This is a genomic window from Anaerococcus sp. HMSC075B03 (assembly GCF_001815585.1).
In the GTDB taxonomy this organism is placed as follows: Bacteria; Bacillota; Clostridia; order Tissierellales; family Peptoniphilaceae; genus Anaerococcus; species Anaerococcus vaginalis.
In genome coordinates this window covers 49,605-67,805 of the sequence record NZ_KV821198.1, presented here as the reverse complement: position 1 = coordinate 67,805, position 18,201 = coordinate 49,605, and the positions used below count along the sequence as shown (strand labels likewise).

The window sequence follows — 18,201 nt, the reverse complement described above, 5'->3', positions numbered from 1 at the left end:
TCATCTGCCCATTTTCTCATATGTGGTTTAGATAATTCTTCATGTGTTAATTCATCTATAATAAGATAAATATTTTCTATATTCTGTGTTGAATGTTCTTTTAGTTCCTTTAACGATTTATTAGCATAGGTGTCTGTAAACCAATGATATAATTCACCAAGTTGATTCCACTTGAATTTATCTGATGGTGTTTTTACTTCAAGTCCCTTTTTCTCACCTTTTTATTCTTCCTTACTCTTATAAGACCTCATATATCGACCTTAAATTTAATAGTTATCTTCATTATTTTTCATTAAAAATAACTCTTATTTAAATCTCAACTCTTATTTTCTAATCATTCCTATTGATTTTGTACTTGTGTATTTGCCAATAAATCACCCAAATGTCTTTTATCATTACGTATAAGACCCATTAATAATAGCAGCACAGCAAATCCGATACCTATAAAAAACAACACGATAGCCCATACATCAAAGCCAGTATAAATTCCATGAATCGTACTCATATGTCCTATTTGCCATGGTAAAAATTTGATTAAGTTTCTTATAAAGCTTGCTTTTAAAGATTTATGTTTATAGACGACTTTTAACCCCGCTTTGCGTTTACCAAGACTCCCATCTTTTGAATAATCCAAAAAAGAAAAAATCAAAATAATCGGAATAACTGATGTTAATAAAGCAATTAATTGTGACTGTAGTTCGTTCATTTTCGGAATCCCTTTAAAAAACAGATGATAAACTGCCATGCTTACTCCAAATAAAAATGCTAAATACAAAAGAATAAGTAGATAATCAAAAAACAATTCTTTCATTCGTTTTTTTAATGATATTGGATTATTATTCATAAGCATAATTTATTTATCCTCGCAGTGTCAAAAGCTTTCTTTATCTCATTTTTTAATTCTTTCTTGCTTTCATAATATCTCATATGCCGATCTCCGCGGGATGTTGGTAGAAATTGTACCACTGGTACAATTTTTAACCAAGCACGCTCTTTGACCACGGTAAACTTAATTTGATTGCTAAGCGAATTAAATTTATTTTTAATTCTTCGTATTTACTCCGCGGGGCATTAGTAGAAATTGTGCCACCGGCACAATTTCTAAGCCAAGCACGCTCTTTGGTTGCGTTTTACTTAATTTGGTTTTTTATTATTTTAAAACTGATTTTTAATTCTTCGATTTTACTCCGCGGGGCATTAGTAGAAATTGTGCCACCGGCACAATTTCTAGCCTAATGCCACATCCAGAATCATCATTACTGAAAAGCCTACTGAAAACCAAATTACTCCTAGGTTTGAATGGTCTTCGCCTTCGCCTGTTGCTTCTGGTATTAATTCTTCTACTACTACGTAAAACATTGCTCCGGCTGCAAAGCTTAAAAGATATGGCAAAATCGGAATCATTATTTGGGATAATAATATTGTAAGAACTGCTGCCACTGGCTCTACTGCTCCTGACAAAACTCCCATTATAAATGATTTATTTTTTCCTATTCCTTGACTTTTTAATGGCATAGAAATTATTGCACCTTCTGGAAAATTTTGAATTGCTATTCCAAGTGAAAGCACCATTGCTCCTGCCATTGTCAAATCTGTATTTCCTGATAAAACTCCTGCAAATGTAACTCCTACTGCCATTCCTTCTGGAATATTGTGAATTACAACTGCAAGTACCATCATAGTAGTTTTTCTTAACGAATCATTTTTTGGACCTTCTGCCACATCGCTATCAACGTGTTGATGGGGAACTACATTATCTAAAAATAATAAAAATATAATTCCAACGGCAAATCCTACCACAGCAGGAATCCACGCCATTTTTCCTAGCTTTTGATCTACCATATCCATCGCTGGTATTAAAAGCGACCAAATACTTGCCGCAACCATTACGCCTGCGGCAAAGCCTGATAGGGATTTTTGAATTTTACTTGATAATTCGTTTTTCATTAAATAGACCATAGCCGATCCAAGGCTTGTGCCTATAAATGGAATTAGTAATCCTATTACTAAATCTTTGCTCATTTTTCTCTCTTTCTATTTTTTTTATAATTTCCAAATATCTTTTGCATATTCAAGAATTGTTCTGTCTGATGAAAAATATCCTGCGTTTGCAATATTTTTTAGACTCTTTCTTGCCCATGTTAATCTATCGGAATATTCTTTATTTATTTTTTCGTGTGTTTTTTTGTAATCTTCAAAATCTTTTAAGACAAAATATGTGTCAGCTTTTTCTCCACCTTGTGGATTTATTAGACAATTATAAATATCTAAAAACATATATGAGTCATTGTCGTTTAGCTCTCCTGATAAAAGTGTATCTACTGCATCTTTAATATCTTCATTTTTGTAATAAAATTCTTTTGGATTATAGGAGTCATAAATTTCATTTAATTCTTCAACTTTTGCACCGAATAAATAATTATTTTCAACTCCTGCATTTTCAAAAATTTCTATATTTGCTCCATCATAAGTTCCAAGTGTCAAGGCTCCATTTAGCATAAATTTCATATTGCCTGTTCCTGAAGCTTCTTTTCCTGCTGTTGAAATTTGCTCTGAAATATCTGCTGCTGGGAAAAGTTTTTCGCCGTAGCTTACCCTATAATTATTTACAAATACTACTTTTATTTTGTCATTTACTTCTTCATCGTTATTTATAACTCTTGCAATTTCATTTGCAAGTTTTATTATTGCTTTTGCTCTAAAATATCCTGGTGCTGCTTTTCCTCCAAGAATAAATGTTGTTGGGTAGAAATCCATATCAGGATTTTTCTTTAATTTGTGATATAAATTTATGATGTGAAGAAGGTTTAAGTGTTGTCTTTTATATTCGTGAATTCTTTTTACTTGTATATCAAAAATTGAATTTGGATTTATACTTATTCCTTCATTTTCCAAAATATATTTTGCCAACTCTTTTTTATTTTCAAATTTAATTTGATTAATTTCTTCTAGAGTTTTTTCATCGTCTAGGTATTTTTCTAGGTCTTTTAATTTTGTAAGATCGTATTTCCAATCATCGCTTCCTAATTTTTCTGTGATGAAATTTGATAATTTTATATTTGAATATACTAGCCATCTTCTTGGTGTTATTCCATTTGTTTTATTGTTGAATTTTTCTGGCATTAATTTATACCAATTTTTAAAGGTATCATCTTTTAGAATTTGTGTGTGAAGTTTTGCAACTCCATTTACTGATTTGCTCATTACAATTGCAAGATTTGCCATTCTCACTTGGTCAAATCTAATAATTCTATAAGGATCGATAGCTTCTTCTGAAAGTCCTTTTTCTTTAAATTCTTTTACTAAATTTTCATTTAATTTTTTAATTATATCAAAACATCTTGGGCATACTTCAAGCATTATATCTTTTGGCCAAGATTCTAGAGCTTCTTGTAAAACTGTATGGTTTGTAAAGGCAAATGTATTTTTTGTTATCTCTACTGCCCTTTCAAATTCAATTCCATTTTCATCAACTAAAACTCTTATTAGCTCTGGTATGGCTATAATTGGATGGGTGTCATTTAATTGAATTATGTGATATTTTGAAAAATCTTCAAATTGTAAATCGTGGTCAAAATATCTTTTGTATTTTGAAACCATATCTTGAATTGATGCTGAGCAGAAGAAATATTGTTGTTTTAATCTTAAAACTCTTCCTTCTCTTTGCATGTCATTTGGATATAAAACTCTGGTTATATCTTCAGCCCTATTTTTTTCTTCAACTGCCTTATCATATTGAAAATTATTAAAATATGAAAAATCAAATTCTTCAAATGGTTCTGCTTGCCAAAGTCTTAATGTATTTACTTGTTCATTTTCAAAACCTAGCATTGGCATATCGTAAGGAACTGCTTTTACAGTTTGGTCTCTAAACTTTACAATTTTCGAATCAGATTCAACTCTTATTGACCAGCCATCGCCATCTTTTATCCAATGATCTCCACCTTCAACTTGAAAGCCGTTTTCTATTTTTTGTTTAAAAAGTCCTTCTCTGTATCTTACTCCGTATCCATACATATCAAGCCTTTGGGTTGCCGCTGAATCCATAAAACAAGCTGCAAGTCTACCAAGACCACCATTTCCAAGAGCAGCATCATCTTCAAAATTTTCTATTGATTCAAAATCAATGTCAATCTCACTTAAAATTTCTTTTACTTCATCATAAATTCCAAGATTAATTAAATTATTTCCAAGGGATCTTCCTACCAAAAATTCCGCAGAAAAATAATAGGCTTTTCTTGATCTTCTTGTCCTATTTTTGCAATTTCTCCATTCTTGATTGATAAGCTCCATTATTGTATCGCAAAGAGCAAAATATCTGTCCTTGTCTGAAGTTTCTGCAAAATTTTTTAGTGTAATTCTCTGTAAATTTTCGATATAACTTTCCATAAATTTGTTTTTGTTCATTTTTTCTCTCCTATATTTTAAATTTTTTATATATTATCCTTTTCAAAATAAATAAAACCAGTATATGTTCTATTTTGTTCCAAAAATTCTTTTAATGAAATCTTATAAACTTCTCCCCATGATGAGATTGTAAGTTTATAATCATCCTCAAATTTTTCTATTTCTGTAATTGTAACTCCATGATGTTTCATCACCCTAATCGACCTACTGACCCAATTAAAAAATATAACTGGCAGATCTTTTTCTATGGCTTGAAAAATAAAATTTGCAATCTCTTCCATTGATTTTCTTTTTATTGGATTATCTTCTAAAATGTGTGATTTTAATTTCAAATGGTAGGATTTTCTAAATTTATTTAATTTTAAATCCAAAAGCCTTGCCGTTGGCACTCCATAAACTCTTGGTTTTATAATTTGAAAAAAACAATATTGGTAATCATTAAATTGATCTAGGCTAAATTTTTCATCTTTTCTGTAAAGATATAGGTAAGTATTTGTAAATGCCGTAACTACACAAGACCTATCCCTATAAAATTTACTCACTCCTACTTCTTTTAAGTCATTTTGGTAGCCACCGTAGTAAATTTTATTGTTTTTAATTACTGGAACAAATTCGCCTTTTTTAGATCTTTTTAATTTCATCTATTTTTCTTCCTTTTTGTAGTGAACTTTTTCTGATAATTCTTTAATTTCATTTTCTGAAATTTCTTTTTTTGCCAAAGTCTTATCCATTTTTTCATTCATCAAAGTGTATAAAATTGATGCAATTGGAATTGATACAAGCATTCCAACAATTCCAAACAAACTTCCACCAATAGCTATTGATACAATTACCCAAATTGATGGTAAACCAATTGTTTTTCCAGCCAAAGCCGGATAAATTATTGAGCCTTGAACTTGTTGGGCTATTAATAAAAATATTAAAAATACCAAAGACTTAAATGGTGATTCTATAAAAATTAAAATCATCATAATTACAGTTGCAATTAGTGGTCCAACATAAGGAATAAAATCTGCTATTGCAACCAATATTGCAGCCATAGCTGCAAAAGGAATTTTTAAAATTAACATACCAACAAAAACCAAAATTCCAAGTATCAAACTAGAAAGAGCTTTGGAATTAATATAAGATGCAAATGATGAATAAGAAAGACTTGCCACCTTGTTAATTTCATCAGCAGTACTCCTTTTAAATAAGGAATAAATAATTCTATTAGCTAAAATTTTCAAATCTTTTTTATTAATCAATACAAATACCGAAAATATTGTAGCAGCAGCTATTGTTATAATAGTTGATGATACAGAATTTATAATTGAAGTTGTTTTATCAAAAATATTTCCCGCCTCTCCAACAAAATAATCCCTAACTTGAACTAAGGCATTGTTCCAATCAACACTATTTATATATTTTTGAGCATCATCTGAAAAATTTTTTGTAAATTTATTTTTATTTAATAAATCTATCAAATCATCTAAAAATAACGGAAATCTTTCAATAAGAGCAGTTACCGCCTTAGATATTCTTGGAATTAATACATTCAAAAATATTACAATACCCAAAATAAATAAAATCCAAGAAGATATAAGTGAAAAAACTGGAACTAACTTTTTTGTCTTTTCTGTTTTAAAAATTTTAGAATACACTTTTCTTTCAAAGAAATTCATAGGCAAATTAATAATAAAAGCCAGCATAAATCCAATCAAAAAAGGTTGTATTACAGCAATAAATACCGTCAAGCCATTCTTAACATTTTCAATATACCAAAATGCAAAAAATACAAAAATAGATATAAGAATAACTTTTAGTAATTGTGAATTCTTTTCATCTAATTTTTTCATTAAAGTTTCCCTTCTCCTTATTAATTATTTACCTATATTTTACCATAGAAATTTTTCATCTTCCATTTTATAATAATGATATAATAAGCTTGAGGTGGATTATGAAAAAATGTTATATATTTGCCGGAGGAGATTTCGACGGATTTTTTGATAAAATAGAAAAAGATGACTATGTAATAGGAGCAGATAAAGGCTATACATATATAGAAAAAATCGGAATAAAAATAGATACAATAATCGGAGATTTCGATTCAGCACAACAACCAGATTTTGAAAATAAAATTACACTAAAACCCGAAAAAGACGAAACCGATTTGTACGCTGCAATAAATTTTGCAATAAAAAAAGGCTACAAAAAAATAATTGTCTATGGAGGACTTGGAGGAAGAATTTCCCACACTATTGCAAATATAAAAATAATGGAAGAATTTAAGAAAAAAGGAATTGATATAGAATTAAAAAATAAAAACCAAAAATTATTTGTAATAGATAAAAATTTTCAAGAAAAAAAACAAATAGAAAACATCTATATTTCTCTTTTTGCCCTAACAGAAAAAATAGAAAATTTAAATTTAATAAATTTAAAATACGAGCTAAAAAATTTCACCTTAAAAAGCGACATGCACCTAGGCGTATCAAATGAGCCAATAGGAAAAGAATTTAAAATAGAATTTGATGAGGGAATAATTCTTGTAATTTATGAAAAGAAAAATGTATATAAATAAGGCAGGATTTCCTGCCTTATTTTTCAAAATATTTTTCAATATTTAATCTACCAACTACAACATCATCGCCGTAAACTAAAATTGGTCTTTTTAATAACATTCCATCTGATGCTAATAAATCTAATTTTTCATCTTCTGTCATATCTTTTAATTTGTCTTTTAAATTCAACTTCCTATAAATTTGTCCAGATGTATTAAAAAATTTCTTTATTTCAAGACCACTTTTTTTATATAAGTCTTTTATTTGGTCTTTTTCCGGTTTTTCTTCTTTTACATCTTGAAATTTATAATCAATTTTCTTTTCTTCCAAAAATTTCTCAGTTTTTTTGCAAGTTGAGCAAGATTTATATCCTATTAATAATGCTTTCATATTTTTCTCCTTAAATTAATCTTTAAAAAAGAGGTTGACCTTGCAACCCCTTTAATTTTTATTTTCTATCGTCGTTATCTGATTTTTTAGATTTGTATTCTTCTCTTGTCATAACATCAACTACATCAACATTTACTGTTACAACATCAAGTCCTGTCATTTGCTTTACATTTTCTTTTACAACTTTTTTGATATTTTCAAAAATATGTGGAGCAGATTTTCCATATTCTAAGATTATTTGCATATTTACTTTTGCTTCTTTTTGTCCAACTTCAACATCTACTCCTGATGTATCTTGTTCACTTGATGATTGAAAAACTGATGAAACTGAATCAAAAAAACTTGCCTTCATATCCAAAATTCCATCAACTTTATTTACTGCAATTCTAGAAATTTTTGCTACAACCTTATCAGCAATTGTTAGTTTTGAAACTTCTTTTTCGATTTCTTGATCCTCTTCGATTCCTTTTTCGTAATCTTTGTCAAATGTTTTTTCTGTCATAATTTTCCCCTATCTTTTTTTATTGAAATTTTTTTAATAAGCTAATTACAAATCCTATAACCTTAGGATCTTTGTCGAGCCATCCGCCCAAGCAATAACAAAATCCTAGCACAATCCAAATACCAACAGTTCTAAAAAATCCAAAATCGAATAGCGAACCTATTGTTGCAATTCCCAAAATCAAAGAAATAATTTTGTGTTTATTTTTTTCTTTAAATTCCTTGCATTCTTTTTCTTTTTTTTCTTTTATATCAAGTTTTCTCATTTCTACATCATAGGCGGTTACTTGTTTTTCTAAATCTAATTTTGTTTTTTCTTTTTCCATAATACCACCTACCTAAGTTCTCTTTCTTGACTTTTATGAGCTTTATTTAATTGAACATGGGCATTTGCATTTTCAAGTCCTGTTAGCATTCTAAGTCCCATTTCAACTTCAGCTTGAATCTTTCTACCTAAATCCTCAAAGTCCCTATCTCCAAAAACGTCACATTTAATTTTTGCTTCTACGGTTTCGCCTTTTATTATTTTAACTTTTGAATCGGTAAGTTCTGTTCCCATAAATTTATTTACTGCAGAATTTACTGCTGAATCCAATGAATTTCTTGTAATAAAAATATCGCCTGTATTATCTTCTACTAGATATTCACGCTTATCATTTTGATTTGCTATAATATCTATCAAAAGAATAATTGCAAAAATCAAAATTGCTATAGCAACACCGAGAAGTACGTATCTGTAATTTTGTATTTCTAAATATGATAATAAATCATGCCTTACTCCATCATCTGCGAGAGCAATCGTTCCAAGTATGGCGGAAATTATTATCAAAGCTATGGTCATTATTGACCACAAAAATTTTTTAAATCCTCCCATAAAGCCTCCTTACTTATAAGTTACCCATGCTTTAGCTTTTGAAACAAAACTTTTTTAGTCATCTTCTAATTCCAAAGATAATTCTAACCACCTATCTTGGTATCTTTGCTTCTTTTCTTCAAGGTTTTTTATCTTAGCAAAAGTTTCTATGACTTTTTTTTCATCATCATAAAAACCTTCTTTGAGGCTTTCTTCTGTAAGTTTATGAATTTTTGCATCAATTGTATTGGATTCTTTTTCTAATTTTTCTATTTTTTCTTTTATTTTTTTTACTTCAAGCCTTTTAAGTTTTTTCTTTTTTTCTTCTTTTTTTATTTGGGTTTGTGTCATTATTGGCTTTTTTTCATCTTCTAATGATTCTTCTTTTAATTTTTCTACATAATAATCGTAATTACCCAAATACTCTTTTATATAATCCTTGTGCATATCAAGAATTTTTACGGCAATTTTATTTAAAAAATACCTGTCGTGGCTTATCACAAGAACTGTTCCTTCGTAAGCAATAAGAGCATCTTCCAAGGCTTCTTTTGAATCTATATCAAGATGGTTGGTTGGCTCATCCATCAAAATAAAATTACAATCTGAAAGCATAAGTTTTAAAAGAGAAATTCTTGCTCTTTGTCCTCCAGATAATTCATTTATTGGTTTATCAACTTCATCTTGGTAAAACATTATTTTTGCAAGATAAGACCTAATTTCATAATTTGTAAGATCGGGATAGGCTTCTCTTATTTCTTCAAACAAAGTGTTTTCTGTATTTAAGGATTTTTGTTCTTGGTCAAAATATCCAACTTTTACGCTAGAGCCTAATTTTATTTCTCCATCATCTATTCTTTCTTGGTTTAAAATAATTTTAAATAAAGTAGTTTTGCCTACACCATTTTCTCCAATTATTGCCACCCTATCATTTCTATAGATATTAAAAGAAATATCTTCAAAAATATCCTTATCGTAGGATTTTTTTAATTTATCTACACTTAATACATCAACTCCCGAAATTATTCTTGGAGTAAATCTTATATTTATGGATTCATTTAAGTTATCAGGCTTTTCTACCCTTTCCATTTTATCCAAAAGTTTTTGTCTTGATCTTGATTGAGAAATTCCTCTTTTTCTTTTTGAACCGCCAAGATTTTTTAACCTATCAATTATTTCTTCTTGCCTTTTGATTTCTTTTTGCTGAGTTTTGTAAAGATGGTTTTGGACTTTCAAATCTTTTTTTCTTTGAGCCATAAATGATGTATAATCTCCATCATAAATTTTTAGTCCACCATTTTCCATCAAAAATATTTTTGAAACTGTTGCATCCAAAAAATATCTATCGTGGCTAATAACTATAACTGATCCCTTAAAATTTTTTACAAAATTTTCCAAAAAATTAATCGCCTTTATGTCAAGGTGATTAGTCGGTTCGTCTAATAAAATTAGGTCAGGTTTTTCCAATAAAAGACAGGCAAGTTCAACCCTTGCCTTTTGTCCTCCTGATAAAAGCGAAATTTCTTTTGAAAAATCTTCTTCGCTAAAGCCCATTCCTATAAGTACGCCTCTTATTTCCGACTTATAGGAATAGCCATTTTGTTTTTCAAATTCTTCGCTTTTTTTTGCATATTCAATCATTATTTCATTGAGCTTATCTGGATTTTTTTCCTCGCTCATTTTTATTTCAAGATCTCTAATATTTTCTTCTAGTTTTATAAGATCTTTAAAAACTTCCAAGCAATAATCATATATACTTTTATCTGACATAAGTCCTAATTGTTGTTTCAAATAACCAAGGCTTACATCATTTGGTATATGAATTTTTCCAAAATCTTTGGAAATTTCTCCTGTCAATATATTAAATAGTGTAGACTTTCCAGAACCATTATTTCCTATTAAACCAATTTTATCTCCCTTATTTATTGTAAATGATATATTTGAAAATACATCTTGGGTTGGATAGGATTTTTCTAAATTTGATACTGATGCTACAATCATAATTTTTTAGAAAATGAAATCTTCTGGTGTGTTGATAAAATATGTTAGGGTAAATAATGATTCATCTAGATGAACATTTTCTATTACCACATTGTTTTTTGTTTTCAAATCAACTGGTGCGAAGTTCCAAATTCCTTTAATTCCTCCTTCACAAAGAATATCACAAACTTCTTGGGCACCATCTTTTGGTGTTGTGATAATTCCTATATCTATTTCATTTTTTTCTAAATATTCTTTTAAATCATCTGTTGACAAAACTTTTAAATTTTCTGTTGAAACTTCTTCATTGTTTTTGTCAAATACTGCTTTTACATTGTAGTCTAAAGTCTTAAAACCTGAGTATTGGAAAAGAGCATGGCCAATATTTCCAAAACCGATTATTATCATAGAATATTCTTTGTTTACTCCAATAATTTTTGCAAGCTCTTGCATTAATTCTTTTACATTATAACCATAACCTTGTTGACCAAAGCAGCCATAGTGATTTAAGTCTTGTCTAATTTGGCTTGCTGTTAAGCCTGTGATTTGTGAAAGTTCTTTAGATGAAACTCTTACAATACCTTTTTCATTAATTGCTTCTAAATACCTATAATATTTTGGTAACCTTTTTATTACTGATAAAGAAACGTTTGACCCTTTTTTCATAACAACCTCCGTTAATCATTATTTTTTATTTCTTTAGACCTTAATCTGTTTAAAAGTATTACATTCAAAAGATGAACTATATAAATAATTATTAGTCCACTATAAAACAACTCTTGCCAATAACTTGATATTCTTTCATCTACTGCTATGTATTTTGGTAATAATGGTGTATAGTTGCTTACCACAAGTAGGGCGTGGTAGCTTAAGATTGCAAAAACTATAATGCTTATTATTGCTACAAAAATCGAATAACCTCTTGTTTCTTTTTCCATTAATATATAAAGAGGATAAATAAGCATTATAACCCAAGAAATAATGAAGGATATACTCCAAACATTATTTACAACTTGTGGGTTAATTTTTGTAAGAATTAGGATTAAATTTGATACTAAAACCACTAATACTGATAAAAGCAGAGAGGTTGAAAGAAATCTTTCAAATCTCTTTTTCATTTTTAGCTCCTTACTTACTATATTTTTTTGATTTATATCTTAAATTATTATCTAAGATTTTTTTTCTAATTCTTAAATTGTGTGGAGTGATTTCTATTAATTCATCTTCTTCCACAAATTCCATCATCTCTTCAACGCTCATGATTTTTGCAGGAGATAAAACAAGGGCTTCATCAGCTGCTGATGCTCTGACGTTGGTTTGTTTTTTCTTTTTGCAGACATTTACGTCGATGTCAATTCCTTTTGCATTTGAACCTATGACTTCTCCTTCATAAACTTCATCTTGAGGTTTTACAAAAAGTTGTCCTCTTGATTGAGCTGCGTGAAGTCCATAAGTAGTTGCTACTCCTGTTTCAAAAGAAATAAGTGAACCTGCTTGTCTTTTTGCAATATCTCCCTTATATCTTTCATAAGAATCAAATTCTGTATTTAAAATTCCAGTTCCTTTTGTATCTGTTAAAAATTCTTGCCTATAACCTATAAGTCCTCTTGCAGGAATTTTAAATACCATTCTTGTGTATCCTGATGAATTTGGAGCCATATCCATTAGCTCTCCTTTACGAAGACCTAATTTTTCTATTATTGAACCTGTGTATTCTTGATCAACATCAATTGTTGCAAGCTCCATTGGCTCAAGTATTTTTCCATTTTCATCTTTTTTAAACATAACTTCAGGTTTTGAAACTTGGAATTCATATCCTTCTCTTCTTAAATTTTCTATCAAAACTGAAAGATGAAGCTCTCCCCTTCCAGAAACCTTAAATGCTTCTGTTGAATCTGTTGTTTCAACTCTAAGTGATACGTCCGTTTCTTTTTCTTTAAATAATCTATCTCTTAAATGTCTGCTTGTTACATAATCTCCATCACGTCCTGCAAATGGTGAATTATTTACAGAAAATGTCATTGAAAGTGTTGGCTCAGAAATTTTTGTAAATTCTATTGGCTCCATATCACTTTCTGTACAAATTGTATCTCCTATATTTATATCTTCCATTCCCGATAAGGCAACAATTGAACCAAAATCTGCTTTTTCAACTTCACTTCTTTGTAGTCCTTCAAATTCATAAATTGTAACAATTTTTGATTTTACTTTTCTATCCTTGTCATTGTAATTTACAATTATGCAAGAATCATTTTTATTTATTTGTCCACTTTCAACTTTTCCAATTGCAATTCTTCCAAGATAATTGTCATAGTCTGTTGTTGAAACCAAAACTTTAAATGGAGCATTTTCTTTTGATTCAAAAGCTGGTGTGTAATCAATTATTGTATCTAAAAGATCTGTCATATCATTTTTTACTTCACCAAATTCTAAACTTGCCCAACCTTCTTTGGCTGATGCAAAAACAAATGGAGAATCAAGATATGATTCATCAGCTTCAAGGGAAATAAATAAATCCAAAACTTCATCCATTACTTCTTCAACTCTTTGGTCAGGTCTATCAACCTTATTTATACAAATAATTGCTGGAAGATTTAATTCGATTGCCTTTCTCAAAACAAATTTTGTTTGAGGCATTGGACCTTCACGACTATCTACAACCAAAACTACCGCTTCAGCCATATTTAAAACTCTCTCAACCTCTCCACCAAAATCGGCGTGTCCTGGAGTGTCAATTATATTTATTTTTATTCCCTTATAATTAATCGCAGTATTTTTTGAAAGAATTGTAATTCCTCTTTCTCTTTCAATAGAATTTGAATCCATAACTCTTTCATCAACTTGTTGATTTTCTCTAAAAATTCCGCTAGTTTTTAAAAGACCATCAACAAGAGTTGTCTTACCATGATCAACATGGGCGATTATCGCCACATTTCTTATATCTTCACGTTTCATTAAATCACTTCTTTCTTAACTAATATAAACTATTTATTCATCAATTTATTATATCATATGTGATAAGATTATCAATAAATAACAAAAAAAATACTTGATAAAAAAAACTTACCAAGTATTATATATATAATTTTCTCTTGGAATCTCTTTTTACAAAAGCGATTATAATATTATCTTTAATAATAAGCTCATCAGCTAAACTATAAACAAGTTTAATTCCCCTGCCGTGATCGTGGAGTCCATCATTTTCAAAAAGATAATCTATTCCTTCTCCCTCATCTTTTACTTTTATCAAACAGCAAGTATCATCCATAATAAAAGTTGTGTCAATCATCTTGTCGTACTCACACCTATTTCCATGCTCGTAGGAATTTATTATAAGTTCATCCAAAATTAATCTTATTTTAAAAATTAAATTTTCATCTATATTTTTATTTTTTAAATTTAAAACAAGCCCATCCCTAAATTTTTTTATCATTTTTAGGTCAGTAGGCATTGTGTTTCTAATAAGTTCCATCTTACCCCTCATCTCTTATTAATAAATTTATACCCAAATAAAAATTTTTTGTTAATTTTTGTCTAAAAAGTTAAAATTATTGCTTTTTTTGTTTTTGTAGTATAATGTATGTATAACAAATGAAAGGAGAATATTATGAAATACGTATGTACAGCTTGTGGATATATCTATGATCCTGCTAATGGAGATCCAGATAACGGAATCGATGCAGGAACAGAATTCAAAGACCTTCCAGAAGATTGGGTATGCCCAGTTTGCGGAGTTGGCAAGGATATGTTCGAAGAACAAGAATAAGATTTTTTAAAAGGGAGGCTATCGCCTCTCTTTTTTATAAATTCGTATTCATGATTTTTTTATGAAATATTTTTTAAAAAAACATAGCAAAGAAATTAAAATCTTTATAAGCCTTGGACTTTCTATTTTATTTTTGACCTTTCTTTATAGATTGTACAAATTGGGAATACTCACAAATTCGGATAAATTATACGATTATATTGGAGCTTTTACTTATCTTGCCCCTTTAATATTTATAATTCTAAAAGTTTTGATTGGATTTGTTCCTTTTATTCCAACGACAATTTTTATAGTAATAGGCTTTGCCTTGTTCGGTCAAAAATTTGGTTTATTTTTAAATTACATAACAGGTCTTATGACTGCTGTTTTAAATTACACTTTAACTAGAATTTATGGTAAAAGATTTTTAAATTTATTTTTGCCAAAAAAAAGCCTTAAAAAATACGAAAGTGCAACAAGGCAAAGTACAAAAAGATTTAAAAAAGTTTTATTTCTAACAAGCGCTATGCCCTTTGCTCCTGACAACGCCTTATCAATGGTTGCAGGATTTAAAAAATTAAAATTTGAAGATTACTTAAAAATAATGTTTGTGGCTAAATTTATAGAAATTGTGATTATAGCATATTTAATGTATCATTTAAAATTATTTTTAGCATAAAAAAACTCCTAATCAAAAAAATTAGGAGTTTTTTATATATTCATTGCTTTTTTCCAAAAATATAAATAAAGCGATGTAAATACGCCTAGATTATTTTCTTCTAACCAAGGTTTTCTTTTTCCACAAAAATGCAAAAAGCATGTATTTGAAATTATGTAGGACAAATTATATTTTTTATCCTTCAATTTGTAAGTTAAATATCTTCTTGCATCATAATTATATTTTATTTCGTCAATTTTTATTATTTTATTTCTAAAAACTACATTCAAAAGATCTTGATCTGGCATTATAAGCCCTAAAGATTTGGTATTTTTTACATAATTTAGAACTTCTTTTTCATAGCTTTGACTATTTCTTGCAAGTTTTAAATTTATCATCAAAATTCCTGAATTAAAATAATTTTCTATATCCTTATGTCCTGATGAAATAGATAGCCTTGCTACATTCGCAGATTGAACCGTTGGAATAGTATGAGTTGCTGCTGCAAAATAATTATTCCCTAAATCCATATTGTAAAGTTTTTCGCAAGAATTTAAAACTAAAACGTCAGGATCTAAATATAAAATCCTATCCAAATTTTCTGGCAAATATTTATAAGCCAAAAGCCTATAATACATTTCTTCTGTATAATAAAAAGTTGTTTTTGCATTAGAAAAAAGATTGGTAACTTTTATCGGATTTAATTTTGCCCTTTTTGAGCTTGCTTTTATTACAAATTTTTCAATTTCTTCTATTTTTTCATCTCTTATATCTTTGTGAATCAAATAAATTTCAAAATTTGTATCATTACTTTCAAATAATGAATATAGCATAGTTTTTAGAGGATTTAAATAATTTTCATCACATGAAACCAATATATTCATAGTTTTCCCTTTCTATTGAAGGTCTGTCGTATAAAAACCCTTGCCTATTATTGATGATGTATCTAAGACTGTTATAAAACAGCGTGGGTCAATTTCTTTTATATATTTTCTAAATAAAACGGCCTCGTAATCATTTGTTACACACAAAAACACTGATTGGTCTTTTTTATAATAAAGTCCTGTTCCATCCAAAACTGTAGCCGACCTATTTAATTTATCTCTAATAAATACACTTATTTCTTCTTGCTTGGATGTAATAATCAAAAATAGTTTTGCTGTATTAAATGATGATATAAATTGATTTACTACAACGCCTTTCATCAAAAGACCTAGGCAAGATAAAAGTCCAATTTCTACTCCAAATATTTTGATTGATAAAATTGTTAGAATAGAATCTCCCATCAAAAGTGATTTTCCAATATTTAAATTTGTGTATTTATTTATAATCATAGCGATTATATCTGTCCCGCCACTTGATGCTGATAAATTAAATAAAATTGATGAGCCAAGAGCTGGTATTAAAACTGCACAAAATAATTCTAATAATTTATTATCTGTAAATGGAGTTGTGTGAGGTAAGACTTTACTTAGAGCAAGGGCTGTTAAGGAATTTAATATGGATACATAGCCAGTCTTTAAAACAAAATTTTTACCCAAAATAAAATATGCCAAAACCAACAAAGTAACATTTAAAATCAAAGTTATAAATGCAGGAGATAAGGCAAGACTATTTGAAAGCAGTATGGATGCCCCCTCAACTCCTCCTATTACAAAATGATTTGGATATTTAAAAAAATGTGTTCCATTTGCCATGAGTATGGCAGCAAAGCTCATAAGTAAAAATTTCTTTTTTTCACTCAAGGGCTTGTGGGCAAATTTATATTTTTTTCTATCTTTTCTAAGTATTTTTATTGCAGCATTTCTATCAAGAATATGTTTAATTTTTTCCTTGTCGGAATAATTATTAGGATCTATATTTTCATTCATTTTTGTTTATTTTTTTATCCTCCAACTTTATAAAAAAAAAGCCTAACGGCTTTTTTTTAGTCATTCGAATAATTATCAAAATATCCTTGTATAAGAACAACAGGAGTTCCCTTATCGCCTGAGCCTGATGTCAAATCGCAAAGTGAGCCTAAAAGATCTGTGATTTGTCTAGGAGTTGTTCCTAAGGTTTCATTTGTTCCTTTTAAATCAGCTGCTTTTTGTGAAATTCTTTCTCTCATTTTTGCAGTTCTTTCATCTATTGATAAGTCCTTTAATTCTGTATCAGCTATATATTTTATTTTCAATTCATTTGGTGTTCCAGAAAGTCCTTTTGTATAAGCTGGAGATACAACAGGATCTGCAAGCTCCCAAATTTTTCCTACTGGATCTTTAAATGCTCCATCACCGTAAATCATAACTTCAACTTCTTTATTATATTTTTCAATAAATTTTTCTTGAAGTTCATCTACAAAACTTTGGCCATCTCTTGGGAATAATTTTACAACATCTTCCGTTGAAAGATTTGAGCCAAGTAAACCGTAATCTTCATTATAGCCTGATCCATCAACTGATTTTGTCATTATTTCATCTAGACCATAAATTTCTTCAGCTCCAGATTTTTCTAGAAGTTTTTTAGTTAAATCTCTTGTGTGGATTTGGCAAACTAAAACACTTTTTGTAAATTTAAGTACATCTTTTGGATTGTTGAAGAAATGTACTTCGCTGTTTTTTGCCATTTCTTTGTAAAGAGAAATGTAATCAACTCCAGTAAATTGATGTTTATAATCTCCTGCAAGTTTTCTAAATTCTTCTTCTGACAAAATATCTGAATAAGGATTTACATCACTTTCAAATAAATCCATTCTGTCCATAATGTAGTTTCCTACCTCATCTTGTGGATAAGATAAGCAAATGTGAAGTTTTTTTCCACTCAAAGCAAAAGCTTTTAGCATTATTGAAAATCTATTTCTACTTAAAATTGGAAATAAAATTGCTATTTCGTCAGATTTGAATTTATCATTTATATCTTTAGCAATTTGTTCACAAGTTGCGTAGTTTCCTTGAGCTCTTGCTACAAGGGATTCTGTAATGCAAACTACATCCTTATCATTTATTTCGATATTTTTTGATTCAACAGCCTTGTTTACACTATCAAATACAATATCTACTAAGTTATCTCCTGTCTCAATAATAGGTGTCCTAACACCCATTGATACTGTTCCTATTAATCTATCCATACATGCTCCTTCCTCACG

Annotated in this window: 20 protein-coding genes and 1 pseudogene; 3 read left to right on the top strand and 18 right to left on the bottom strand. The window is 28.9% G+C overall.

Features of this window, described 5'->3' with window-relative positions; all coding sequences use genetic code 11:
• The 6 genes and pseudogenes from HMPREF3045_RS09120 to HMPREF3045_RS07000 all read right to left on the bottom strand — a co-directional run.
• A pseudogene (locus tag HMPREF3045_RS09120) lies at positions 1-215 on the bottom strand (ClbS/DfsB family four-helix bundle protein); the annotation flags it as partial.
• A gap of 125 nt (positions 216-340) precedes the next feature.
• Positions 341-844: an RDD family protein gene (locus tag HMPREF3045_RS07020; protein WP_257244386.1), complete on the bottom strand. Its 504-nt coding sequence runs from the start codon at positions 842-844 to the stop codon at positions 341-343.
• Between the two features lie 383 nt (positions 845-1,227).
• A complete protein-coding gene (locus HMPREF3045_RS07015; RefSeq protein WP_070738250.1) occupies positions 1,228-2,022 on the bottom strand; it encodes a ZIP family metal transporter in 795 nt (264 codons plus the stop codon).
• 21 nt (positions 2,023-2,043) lie between these two features.
• Complete coding sequence (locus HMPREF3045_RS07010; RefSeq protein WP_070738247.1) at positions 2,044-4,407, bottom strand: glycogen/starch/alpha-glucan phosphorylase; 2,364 nt, start codon at positions 4,405-4,407, stop codon at positions 2,044-2,046.
• A 26-nt stretch (positions 4,408-4,433) separates the two neighbouring features.
• Positions 4,434-5,048, bottom strand: a complete 615-nt coding sequence (locus HMPREF3045_RS07005) for a hypothetical protein (protein ID WP_070738244.1) — start codon at positions 5,046-5,048, stop codon at positions 4,434-4,436.
• A complete protein-coding gene (locus HMPREF3045_RS07000) occupies positions 5,049-6,245 on the bottom strand; it encodes an AI-2E family transporter (RefSeq protein WP_070738241.1) in 1,197 nt (398 codons plus the stop codon).
• 101 nt (positions 6,246-6,346) lie between these two features.
• Between HMPREF3045_RS07000 and HMPREF3045_RS06995 the strand changes: the two genes are divergently transcribed.
• Positions 6,347-6,970: a thiamine diphosphokinase gene (locus tag HMPREF3045_RS06995; protein ID WP_070738238.1), complete on the top strand. Its 624-nt coding sequence runs from the start codon at positions 6,347-6,349 to the stop codon at positions 6,968-6,970.
• Positions 6,971-6,986: 16 nt separating this feature from the next.
• Here the strand turns inward: HMPREF3045_RS06995 and HMPREF3045_RS06990 are convergent, their stop codons facing one another.
• The 9 genes from HMPREF3045_RS06990 to HMPREF3045_RS06950 all read right to left on the bottom strand — a co-directional run bounded on the left by HMPREF3045_RS06990 (position 6,987) and on the right by HMPREF3045_RS06950 (position 14,143).
• Positions 6,987-7,340 carry a Spx/MgsR family RNA polymerase-binding regulatory protein gene (locus tag HMPREF3045_RS06990; protein WP_070738235.1) on the bottom strand — a complete coding sequence of 118 codons (354 nt, stop codon included), beginning with the start codon at positions 7,338-7,340 and terminating at the stop codon, positions 6,987-6,989.
• Positions 7,341-7,398: 58 nt separating this feature from the next.
• On the bottom strand, positions 7,399-7,842 hold the full coding sequence (locus HMPREF3045_RS06985) for an Asp23/Gls24 family envelope stress response protein (protein ID WP_004838054.1): 444 nt from the start codon (positions 7,840-7,842) through the stop codon (positions 7,399-7,401).
• A 19-nt stretch (positions 7,843-7,861) separates the two neighbouring features.
• Positions 7,862-8,167 (bottom strand): hypothetical protein, encoded by a 306-nt coding sequence (locus tag HMPREF3045_RS06980; RefSeq protein ID WP_070642501.1) that lies wholly within the window; start codon positions 8,165-8,167, stop codon positions 7,862-7,864.
• Positions 8,168-8,175: 8 nt separating this feature from the next.
• Positions 8,176-8,715, bottom strand: a complete 540-nt coding sequence (gene amaP, locus HMPREF3045_RS06975) for an alkaline shock response membrane anchor protein AmaP (RefSeq protein ID WP_070738232.1) — start codon at positions 8,713-8,715, stop codon at positions 8,176-8,178.
• Between the two features lie 54 nt (positions 8,716-8,769).
• Positions 8,770-10,692: a ribosomal protection-like ABC-F family protein gene (gene abc-f / locus HMPREF3045_RS06970; protein ID WP_070738229.1), complete on the bottom strand. Its 1,923-nt coding sequence runs from the start codon at positions 10,690-10,692 to the stop codon at positions 8,770-8,772.
• Between the two features lie 6 nt (positions 10,693-10,698).
• Positions 10,699-11,337 carry a redox-sensing transcriptional repressor Rex gene (locus HMPREF3045_RS06965; RefSeq protein WP_019118238.1) on the bottom strand — a complete coding sequence of 213 codons (639 nt, stop codon included), beginning with the start codon at positions 11,335-11,337 and terminating at the stop codon, positions 10,699-10,701.
• Positions 11,338-11,348: 11 nt separating this feature from the next.
• On the bottom strand, positions 11,349-11,789 hold the full coding sequence (locus tag HMPREF3045_RS06960; protein ID WP_070738226.1) for a hypothetical protein: 441 nt from the start codon (positions 11,787-11,789) through the stop codon (positions 11,349-11,351).
• A 10-nt stretch (positions 11,790-11,799) separates the two neighbouring features.
• A complete protein-coding gene (gene typA / locus HMPREF3045_RS06955) occupies positions 11,800-13,626 on the bottom strand; it encodes a translational GTPase TypA (protein WP_070738223.1) in 1,827 nt (608 codons plus the stop codon).
• A 118-nt stretch (positions 13,627-13,744) separates the two neighbouring features.
• The gene (locus HMPREF3045_RS06950) at positions 13,745-14,143 is read right to left on the bottom strand and encodes an ATP-binding protein (protein ID WP_070642494.1); all 399 of its coding nucleotides are present in this window, start codon (positions 14,141-14,143) and stop codon (positions 13,745-13,747) included.
• 135 nt (positions 14,144-14,278) lie between these two features.
• On the opposite strand from HMPREF3045_RS06950, the gene rd reads away from it, so the two are divergent.
• Both rd and HMPREF3045_RS06940 read left to right on the top strand, forming a co-directional pair.
• Positions 14,279-14,437, top strand: a complete 159-nt coding sequence (gene rd / locus HMPREF3045_RS06945) for a rubredoxin (RefSeq protein WP_004814307.1) — start codon at positions 14,279-14,281, stop codon at positions 14,435-14,437.
• 61 nt (positions 14,438-14,498) lie between these two features.
• Complete coding sequence (locus tag HMPREF3045_RS06940; RefSeq protein WP_019118241.1) at positions 14,499-15,095, top strand: TVP38/TMEM64 family protein; 597 nt, start codon at positions 14,499-14,501, stop codon at positions 15,093-15,095.
• A gap of 32 nt (positions 15,096-15,127) precedes the next feature.
• Here the strand turns inward: HMPREF3045_RS06940 and HMPREF3045_RS06935 are convergent, their stop codons facing one another.
• Genes HMPREF3045_RS06935 through HMPREF3045_RS06925 form a run of 3 tightly spaced genes read right to left on the bottom strand, consistent with a single transcriptional unit; the run spans position 15,128 to position 18,183 of the window.
• Positions 15,128-15,958, bottom strand: coding sequence for a glycosyltransferase family 8 protein (locus HMPREF3045_RS06935; RefSeq protein WP_070738220.1), 831 nt, complete (start codon positions 15,956-15,958; stop codon positions 15,128-15,130).
• A gap of 12 nt (positions 15,959-15,970) precedes the next feature.
• Positions 15,971-16,945, bottom strand: a complete 975-nt coding sequence (locus tag HMPREF3045_RS06930) for a YitT family protein (RefSeq protein ID WP_070738218.1) — start codon at positions 16,943-16,945, stop codon at positions 15,971-15,973.
• A 56-nt stretch (positions 16,946-17,001) separates the two neighbouring features.
• Positions 17,002-18,183: a coenzyme F420-0:L-glutamate ligase gene (locus HMPREF3045_RS06925; RefSeq protein WP_070738215.1), complete on the bottom strand. Its 1,182-nt coding sequence runs from the start codon at positions 18,181-18,183 to the stop codon at positions 17,002-17,004.
• Positions 18,184-18,201: the final 18 nt, after the last annotated feature.

Bases quoted from the DNA above. Each gene is read 5' to 3' on its own strand.
- HMPREF3045_RS06990 (WP_070738235.1), bottom strand. From the start codon at position 7,340: ATGAAAGCATTATTAATAGGATATAAATCTTGCTCAACTTGCAAAAAA.
- HMPREF3045_RS06995 (WP_070738238.1), top strand. From the start codon at position 6,347: ATGAAAAAATGTTATATATTTGCCGGAGGAGATTTCGACGGATTTTTT.
- amaP (WP_070738232.1), bottom strand. From the start codon at position 8,715: ATGGGAGGATTTAAAAAATTTTTGTGGTCAATAATGACCATAGCTTTG.
- HMPREF3045_RS06925 (WP_070738215.1), bottom strand. From the start codon at position 18,183: ATGGATAGATTAATAGGAACAGTATCAATGGGTGTTAGGACACCTATT.
- HMPREF3045_RS07020 (WP_257244386.1), bottom strand. From the start codon at position 844: ATGAATAATAATCCAATATCATTAAAAAAACGAATGAAAGAATTGTTT.
- HMPREF3045_RS06940 (WP_019118241.1), top strand. From the start codon at position 14,499: ATGAAATATTTTTTAAAAAAACATAGCAAAGAAATTAAAATCTTTATA.
- HMPREF3045_RS06930 (WP_070738218.1), bottom strand. From the start codon at position 16,945: ATGAATGAAAATATAGATCCTAATAATTATTCCGACAAGGAAAAAATT.
- HMPREF3045_RS06960 (WP_070738226.1), bottom strand. From the start codon at position 11,789: ATGAAAAAGAGATTTGAAAGATTTCTTTCAACCTCTCTGCTTTTATCA.
- HMPREF3045_RS07010 (WP_070738247.1), bottom strand. From the start codon at position 4,407: ATGAACAAAAACAAATTTATGGAAAGTTATATCGAAAATTTACAGAGA.
- HMPREF3045_RS07015 (WP_070738250.1), bottom strand. From the start codon at position 2,022: ATGAGCAAAGATTTAGTAATAGGATTACTAATTCCATTTATAGGCACA.
- abc-f (WP_070738229.1), bottom strand. From the start codon at position 10,692: ATGATTGTAGCATCAGTATCAAATTTAGAAAAATCCTATCCAACCCAA.
- HMPREF3045_RS07000 (WP_070738241.1), bottom strand. From the start codon at position 6,245: ATGAAAAAATTAGATGAAAAGAATTCACAATTACTAAAAGTTATTCTT.
- HMPREF3045_RS06950 (WP_070642494.1), bottom strand. From the start codon at position 14,143: ATGGAACTTATTAGAAACACAATGCCTACTGACCTAAAAATGATAAAA.
- HMPREF3045_RS06935 (WP_070738220.1), bottom strand. From the start codon at position 15,958: ATGAATATATTGGTTTCATGTGATGAAAATTATTTAAATCCTCTAAAA.
- HMPREF3045_RS06980 (WP_070642501.1), bottom strand. From the start codon at position 8,167: ATGGAAAAAGAAAAAACAAAATTAGATTTAGAAAAACAAGTAACCGCC.
- typA (WP_070738223.1), bottom strand. From the start codon at position 13,626: ATGAAACGTGAAGATATAAGAAATGTGGCGATAATCGCCCATGTTGAT.
- HMPREF3045_RS07005 (WP_070738244.1), bottom strand. From the start codon at position 5,048: ATGAAATTAAAAAGATCTAAAAAAGGCGAATTTGTTCCAGTAATTAAA.
- rd (WP_004814307.1), top strand. From the start codon at position 14,279: ATGAAATACGTATGTACAGCTTGTGGATATATCTATGATCCTGCTAAT.
- HMPREF3045_RS06965 (WP_019118238.1), bottom strand. From the start codon at position 11,337: ATGAAAAAAGGGTCAAACGTTTCTTTATCAGTAATAAAAAGGTTACCA.
- HMPREF3045_RS06985 (WP_004838054.1), bottom strand. From the start codon at position 7,842: ATGACAGAAAAAACATTTGACAAAGATTACGAAAAAGGAATCGAAGAG.